We start from the raw sequence: 7379 nt of genomic DNA, 5'->3' as shown, positions 1-7379 counted from the left end.
CGCCCGGTGGCGCCCCCGTACCCACCCCGCCCGCCGCCCCCGGCGGCTACGGCTTCCCCCAACAGAACACGGATCCGGCAGCACCCCCCGCGCCGGGCGCCCAACCACACCCCGCGCCCCCGGTGCCACAGCCCGGCGGATACGGCTTCCCCCCGCCGCCCGCTCCCGGTGCCCCGGTCGGCCACGGCTTCCCGCAGCAGAGCGTCGGTCCCGTCGGGCCTCCCGGTGCTGCTGACGCCCAGCCCCAAGCGATGCCCCCGGCCCCGGACGCCCAACCCCACCCCGCGCCCCCGGCCCCCCAGCCCGGTGGATACGGGTTTCCGCAGCCCGGTGGCGCCCCCGTGCCCACCCCGCCTGCCGTGCCCGGTGGGTACGGGTTCCCCCAGCCGCCGCAGGCTCCGCAGGCGCAGCCCGGGGTTCCGCCGCAGGGCTTCCCCGGGCAGCCCGCACCGCACGGACCCGGGCTCGACGCGTCGCAGGTTCCGCAGCAGCCGGTCGATCCTCGGACCGGGGCCGCCTGGCCGCAGCCGATCCAGCACGATCAGCGGCAGCCGGTGAACCCCGGTGCCGCGCCGCTGGGTTACACGGCCGCGATGGAGCTGTCCTCCGACCGGCTGCTCAACAACAAGAAGCAGAAGGCGAAGAGCGGCCGACCCGCCGCCGCGTCCTCACGCTTCAAGCTCGGCGGGAAGAAGGAAGAGGCCGAGCGGCAGCGGAAGTTGGAGCTGATCCGGACTCCCGTGCTGTCGTGCTACCGGATCGCCGTCATCAGCCTCAAGGGCGGGGTCGGCAAGACCACCACTACCACCGCACTCGGCTCGACCCTCGCCACCGAGCGGCAGGACAAGATCCTCGCGATCGACGCCAACCCGGACGCCGGCACCCTCGGCCGCCGGGTGCGGCGCGAGACCGGGGCGACGATCCGTGACCTCGTCCAGGCGATCCCGTACCTCAACTCGTACATGGACATCCGGCGGTTCACCTCCCAGGCGCCGTCCGGGCTGGAGATCATCGCCAACGACGTCGACCCGGCCGTGTCCACGACCTTCAACGACGAGGACTACCGGCGCGCGATAGACGTGCTCGGCAACCAGTACCCGATCATCCTCACGGACTCCGGCACCGGTCTGCTCTACAGCGCCATGCGCGGTGTGCTCGACCTCGCCGACCAGCTGATCATCATCTCCACGCCGTCCGTGGACGGGGCGAGCAGCGCCAGCACCACGCTGGACTGGCTGTCCGCGCACGGGTACGCCGAGCTTGTGTCACGGTCGATCACGGTCATCTCCGGGGTGCGTGAGACCGGAAAGATGATCAAGGTGGACGACATCGTGTCGCACTTCGAGACCCGCTGCCGCGGTGTCGTCGTCGTGCCGTTCGACGAGCATCTGGCCGCCGGCGCGGAGGTCGACCTCGACATGATGCGGCCGAAGGTGCGGGAGGCGTACTTCAACCTCACCGCGATGGTCGCGGAGGACTTCATCCGCCACCAGCAGCGTCAGGGGCTGTGGACCAGCGACGGCAACCCGCCGCCGATGGCCGCCCCGCCGATGCCGGGCCAGCAGCTGCCGGGACAGCCGATGCCCGCACAGCCGATGCCCGGGCAGCCGTATCCGCAGCAACCCGGTCAGCCGTACCCCCCGCAGGGACAGCAGCCCCAGGGGCAGCCGTATCCGCCGCAGCAGCCTCAGCAGCCGCACCCGGGGTATCCGCCGCCCGGCTACGGCTACCCGCAGCAGTAGCCCGCATACGCCCGAAGGGCGGTCGGTGTCGCAGGACACCGACCGCCCTTCGGGCGTTCCGTTCGGGTCGGCTAGCCTGCCGCCGCCACCAGTTCCCGGCAGCGCTTCACGTCCTGGGCCATCTGCTCCAGCAGGCCCTCCAGCGAGTCGAACTTGGCCTGGCCGCGCACGAAGGCGAGGAAGTCGACGGCGACGTGCAGGCCGTAGAGGTCGAGGCCGACGCGGTCGATGGCGTACGCCTCGACCGTGCGCTCGGTGCCGTCGAACTGCGGGTTCGTGCCGACGGAGATCGCGGCCGGCATCGCCTCGCCGTCCACGTGCAGCCAGCCGGCGTAGACGCCGTCGGCCGGGATCGCGGTGTGCGGCAGCGTCTCGACGTTGGCCGTCGGGAAGCCGAGCTCCCGGCCGCGCTGGGCCCCGCGCACCACGATGCCCTCCACCCGGTGCGGGCGGCCGAGGATCTCCGCCGCGCCCTCGACGTCGCCCTCGCCGACCAGCCGCCGGGTCAGGGTCGAGGAGAACGGCTCGCCGCCGCCCGCCTCGCCGGACACGAACAGGTCGACCACCTCGACGTCGAAGTCGTAGACCTTGCCCTGCTCGTTGAGGAACTCGACGTTGCCCGCGGCCTTGTGGCCGAAGCGGAAGTTCGGGCCCTCGACGACGGCCTTGGCGTGCAGCTTGTCGACCAGGACCTTGACCACGAAGTCCGCCGGGGACAGCTTCGAGAACTCGGTGGTGAAGGGGACGATCAGCAGCGCGTCCACGCCGAGTTCCGCCATCAGCTCGGCGCGGCGGTGGTGCGGGGCGAGCAGCGGCGGGTGGCTGCCGGGGCGGACGACCTCGCTGGGGTGCGGGTCGAAGGTGACGACGACGACGGGGACGTCCAGTTCACGGGCGCGGTCCACGGCGTGCCGGATGATCAGCTGGTGTCCGCGGTGCACCCCGTCATAGGACCCGATGGTGACGACGCTGCGTCCCCAGTCCTCGGGGATGTCCTCCAAGCCACGCCAGCGCTGCACTGTGACCGCTCCTCGAACCCGTGTCCGTATCTATCCTTGCGACTTACGCAGGTCTAAGGGTGCCATGCCGGGTCTCCGCGCCCTGCATCGGCATGGGGCCTGCGACCCGGCGCACGGACTCGGGGCCGTGCGCTCACGCGGGCACCCGTACGCCTGCCAGGTTCTCGATCGTGCGGCGGGCGCTGGGGCCGACCACCACGGCCCACTCCCCCGGCGCCTCGGTGAGCCAGTCCACCACCTGGGCGGCGAAGCCCGGCACCTGGCGTCCGAGCTCGACCAGGGAGCTGTCGAAGCGGGTCGCGCCGTCCGGGGTACGCACGAGGAGCAGGCCGGTGCGGTGGACGAGGTCGCGCAGTTCGTCGCCGGTGCGCGCGGCGGCGGCGTGCAGGACGGCGACCAGGACGGCGGGGGCCCGTTCGTGCCGCAGGAGGTGCTCCAGGAGTTCGCGCCGGAGGGGACGGGACTGAGGGGCCCCGGGCGCGGCGAGCGCGCCGGCCAGGGCGGCGCGGACCTGCTCGGGGCCGTCGCCGTCCAGCAGGCCCGTGACCAGCGGGTGGAGGACGGCGCGGGCGGCGGGGCCGTGGTCGAGACGTCGGTCGACGTACGCGGCCACATGCCCGGCGGTCTCCGGCCGCCGCTCCAGCGCCTCCCGCACGAGGACGGCGACCCGGTGGGCCGGCGCGGGCGTGGTGACGTCGGCGAGGGCGCGCAGGACGCTGCCCGCGTCCGCGCGGTCGGGGCGGCCGAGCCGGGTCCTGAAGGCGTCCAGGACCGGCTCGGGGTGGGTGCTCAGGGCGGCGAGCAGCGCGCTCGGGGGCAGCTGCGGGTCGCCGGCCGCGAACCGCTCCAGCGCCTGCGGGAGGTACGGGGAGCGGGTCTCGGGGTCGCGGACGAGGACGGCGAGCGCGCCGCCGTGCAGCGGGCCGTCGGCGGGGCGGGCGAGCAGGGCGAGGGCCGCGTGGCGCAGCAGCCGGTGGTCGGCGTCCGTGCGCAGGTGCGGGGCGGCGCGCAGCCCGTACGTCATCGCCGCGGCCCGCCGGGCCGGGCGCTCGTCGTGCGACCACCGGTCGACGGCCCGGCACAGCGCGGACGGCTCCTCCTCCGCCAGGACGGAGAGCAGTTCGTCGGCGCGGGGGTGCGCGCAGTCGACGAGGAGTTCCGTGAGGTCGTCCAGCGCCCGGTGCCGGTGGGTGTGCAGCAGCGCCTGTGCGGCCGTGGCCACGGTGGCGTGCGGGGTCGCGGGCAGCGGCCGCTCGTCGTCGAACCAGTGGGTGAGGTACGGCTGGACGACGGTGGGGTCGGCGGCCAGGAGCCGGGCGACGGCGTCGAGGTAGCGGGGCGCGTCCGCGTCCTGCGGGGCGCCGTCGGCGACGACCAGGCGGCGCAGGAGGTCGAGGCGGGCGTCGGGCGGCAGCGCGAGCCCGGTCCAGAAGGCGGGGCCGAAGTCCGCGAACCGGCCGGTGCCTTCCGCGCCGGCGCCGATCAGGTCCGCCAGCAGGCGCAGGACACCGGTGTACGGCGTCGCGTCCGGGACCCGCAGGAGGGTCTCGGTGAGCAGCCGGGCGGCCCACCACGAGCCCGGCTCGGCCTCCAGGGCGTGGGTCAACTCTCGTAGCTGGGCGGCGAGTTGGTGCGGGCCCTGCTGGCGGGCAAGGAGCAGCAGGGCCTGGACGACGGGGCCGATGCGGTGGTGCGGGACGGGCAGCGGACGGCCGCCCTCCGGGGTGCGGCGGCGGTGGACCAGCGCGCGCAGCGCCTCGCCCAGATCGAGGTGGACGCCCTGGATCCAGTCGGCGAGTTCCTCGTGGGCGAAGCGGTAGCCGCCGCCCGCCGGCACCAGGAGGCCCTCGGCGAGGACGGCGGACGCCCAGCCGACGCCGCCGCCGAGCCTCGCCGGTGCGGGTCCCCAGGGGAACACCGCCTCGAACGCGGCCCGGTCCAGCTCGCCCTGCCCCGGTCCGAGGCTGCGCCGGGCGGCCTCGTGCACCTGGCCGGAGACCTTCGCCGCGAGCCGTCGTACGGCGGCGCCGCGCAGCCCGTTCTCGGCGGCGAGCCGGACCGCGATGCGCAGGCACATCAGGTCGAGGTAGGCGGCGAGGACGTCGTCGCGGTCGACGGGGGACCAGACGGGCGGGCCGGGCAGCGCGGCTCGGACCTCCGAGAGGAGGCGAAGCGTGAGGGGGTGCCGGTCGTCGGGGGCGGCGAGCGCGGCCTCGGGGACGGAGTAGCGGGCGCGGGCCTCGTACGCCTCCTCGGCGGTGAGGTCGCCGAGGCGGACGCAGGGCGGGAGCGGGTCTCCGGGCACGGCGCTGCCGTACAGCATCTCGGGCGGGAACTCCGCTCCCGCCCGCTCCCAGTACTCGCCCCGGCAGGCCACCACCAGCCGCGCCCCGGTCTCGCGCAGCCACTGCGCGGTGCCCTCGGTCCAGTCGGCGAGCCGGTGCGCGAGGAGCGGGGGCATCTCCTCGGGTCCGTCCAGGAGCAGCAGCAGCGGGCGTCCGACGGACTGCGCGAAGCGGGCGATCCGCTCGGGGGTGACGTCGCCGAGGTCGGCGGGGCCCGACGAGCCGGCGGAGGCGGCCACGATGCGGGCGGCTCGGACGAGGGTCCGGCGGGCGGCGTCGGCGAGGGAGTCGTCCTCGTCCTTCAGGTCGGCGCCGCGCAGCCACAGGGTGGGGGCCGGCGGTGCGCCCCGGTCGCGGCGGGCGGCGAGCGCCGCGAGTTCCGTGGTACGGCCGCTGCCGGGTGCGCCGACGAGGCCGAGGACGGCCGTCGGGCTCAGCGCGAAGGCGGCGAACTCCTGTGCGGGGGCGGCGCGTTCGACCGGTACCGCCTCGACGGTGCGGGATCCGCTCGCCGCGTGGCCCAGCCGGCCGGCGAGCGCACCGGGCGGGCCGTCCGAACCGACGGAGGTGGCCGCGAGCTCCAGAACACCCGCCAGATTGAGATCCGCCCCGTACGCCGGCACGGTGGCCGCATTGCGCGCAAGCAACTCAGCGAGAGGCCCGCCGCCGGGCACGGCCGCCGTGCTCGCCGCCGAGGGCTGCCCGATCGGCCAAGCACCGGCCGGAGCCCACGCCGGCGGGTGCCCCGCTCCCCCGCCGGCCCCGGGCGGGGTCGGGCGGGCGGCGGGCGGAGCCCACGCCGGCGGGGCGCAGGCCCCACCCGCGCCTGCGGGCACGGTCGCCGTGTTGCGGGCGAGCGGCCCGTCGCCGGCCGGGGCCCCCGCCCCGCCGCCGCGCGAAGCCCCCCGCGCTCCCCGCGAAGGCTCCGCGCCCGCTCCCCCGTCGGCCCCGGGCGGGGTCGGGCAGGCGGCGGGCGGAGCCCACGGCGGTGGGGCGCAGGCCTCACCCGCGCCTGCGGACACGGTCGCCGCGCCGCGGGCAAGCGGCTCGGCCAGGGCCCCGCCGTCGGCCGCAGCCCCGGCCCCGCCGCCGCCCGGAACCCCCCGTGCTCCCCACGAAGGCGCCGCATCCGTGCCCCCGCCGGCCCCGGACGCGGTCGCCGTGCCGCGCGCCGAGGGCTGACCCGTCGGGCGGGCGGCGCCCGGAGCCCACGGCGGTGGGGTGCGGGTGTCATCCGCGCCTGCGGGCACGGTGGTCGCGTTGCGGGCGGGCGGCTTGTCGCCGGCCGGGGCCCCCGCCCCGTCCGGAACCCCCCGTGCTCCCCGCGAAGGCGCCGCGCCCGCTCCCCCGCCGGCCCCGGGCGCGGTCGCCGTGCCGCGCGTCGAGGGCTGACCCGTCGGGCGGGTGGCGGGCGGAGCCCACGGCGGTGGGGTGCGGGTGTCATCCGCGCCTGCGGGCACGGTGGTCGCGTTGCGGGCGGGCGGCCCGCCGTCGGCCGGGGCCCCGGCCCCGCTGGCCCCGGGCCCGGTCGGGCGGGCCGTGGGCGGAGGCCACGGTGGTGGGGTGTGGGCCTCGGTCGCGTCTGCGGGCAGGGTGGCGGCCGTAGGGGGGCCGTCGGGTGCTGCTGTGCGGGGGCGCAGTAGTACGGCGAAGCCGGTGTCGCGGTGGCCGGAGCGGAGCGCTGTGCCGAGGACTGCGACGACCGCGCCGGTCTCGGCGTCGAGGACCGGTCCCCCGGCCGCGCCTCCGCCCAGCCGCAGCGCGTCCCGGCCCGAGGTGCCGATGGCCAGCTCCAGGGCGCCGTCCAGGTGGTGGCAGCGGTCGGTGGCCGTGTACGTCACGGACGTCTCGGTCAGCACCCGGGCCTCGCGCCAGCAGCCGGCGGCCAGCCGGACGTATCCGCCGGTCTCGGCGCCCTCGCGGACGGTCACCGGCAGCGGGGCGACGCCGAGGCCCTCGGTGCGGACGAGCGCCAGGTCGAGTTCCGGGAGGGGGGTGACCGCGTCGGCGGTCACCACACAGCTGCGGTCGCCGGCGGCGTGGAGCACGAGCCGGGGCAGGCCGTCGACGGCCTCGTGGCTGGTGATCACCGTGCCGTGGTGGTCGGCGACGAAGCCGGTGCCGCGCGGCCGGCCCGCGAGATCGCGGATGCGGACCAGAGAGGCGTCCTCGGGGGTGTCCTGAGGGGTGTTCTGAGTCGTGTCCTGGGGGGCTTCGCCCCTAGGGGAGTCGTGCCGCGGTGTCCGCGGGCCCCGTCCCGCCATCGCCGTACC

Annotated in this window: 3 protein-coding genes; 1 reads left to right on the top strand and 2 read right to left on the bottom strand. The window is 76.6% G+C overall.

What is annotated here, in order from left to right:
- A partial coding sequence (locus ACWCPF_RS22535) for a MinD/ParA family ATP-binding protein (RefSeq protein WP_451046841.1) occupies positions 1-1742 on the top strand: 1742 nt, incomplete at its 5' end.
- Positions 1743-1813: 71 nt separating this feature from the next.
- On the opposite strand, the gene ACWCPF_RS22530 is transcribed toward ACWCPF_RS22535, so the two are convergent.
- Complete coding sequence (locus ACWCPF_RS22530) at positions 1814-2761, bottom strand: bifunctional riboflavin kinase/FAD synthetase (protein WP_451046840.1); 948 nt, start codon at positions 2759-2761, stop codon at positions 1814-1816.
- Between the two features lie 133 nt (positions 2762-2894).
- The gene (locus tag ACWCPF_RS22525; RefSeq protein ID WP_451046839.1) at positions 2895-7370 is read right to left on the bottom strand and encodes a trypsin-like peptidase domain-containing protein; all 4476 of its coding nucleotides are present in this window, start codon (positions 7368-7370) and stop codon (positions 2895-2897) included.
- Positions 7371-7379 lie beyond the last annotated feature (9 nt).

The sequence above is a fragment of the Streptomyces sp. NPDC001858 genome (assembly GCF_053594615.1).
The sequence above is the reverse complement of the archived record's forward strand: the minus strand, read 5'-3'. Positions and strand labels throughout refer to the sequence as shown.

Coding starts and splice junctions, on each gene's coding strand:
- ACWCPF_RS22525 (WP_451046839.1), bottom strand. CDS start 7,370: ATGGCGGGACGGGGCCCGCGGACACCGCGGCACGACTCCCCTAGGGGC.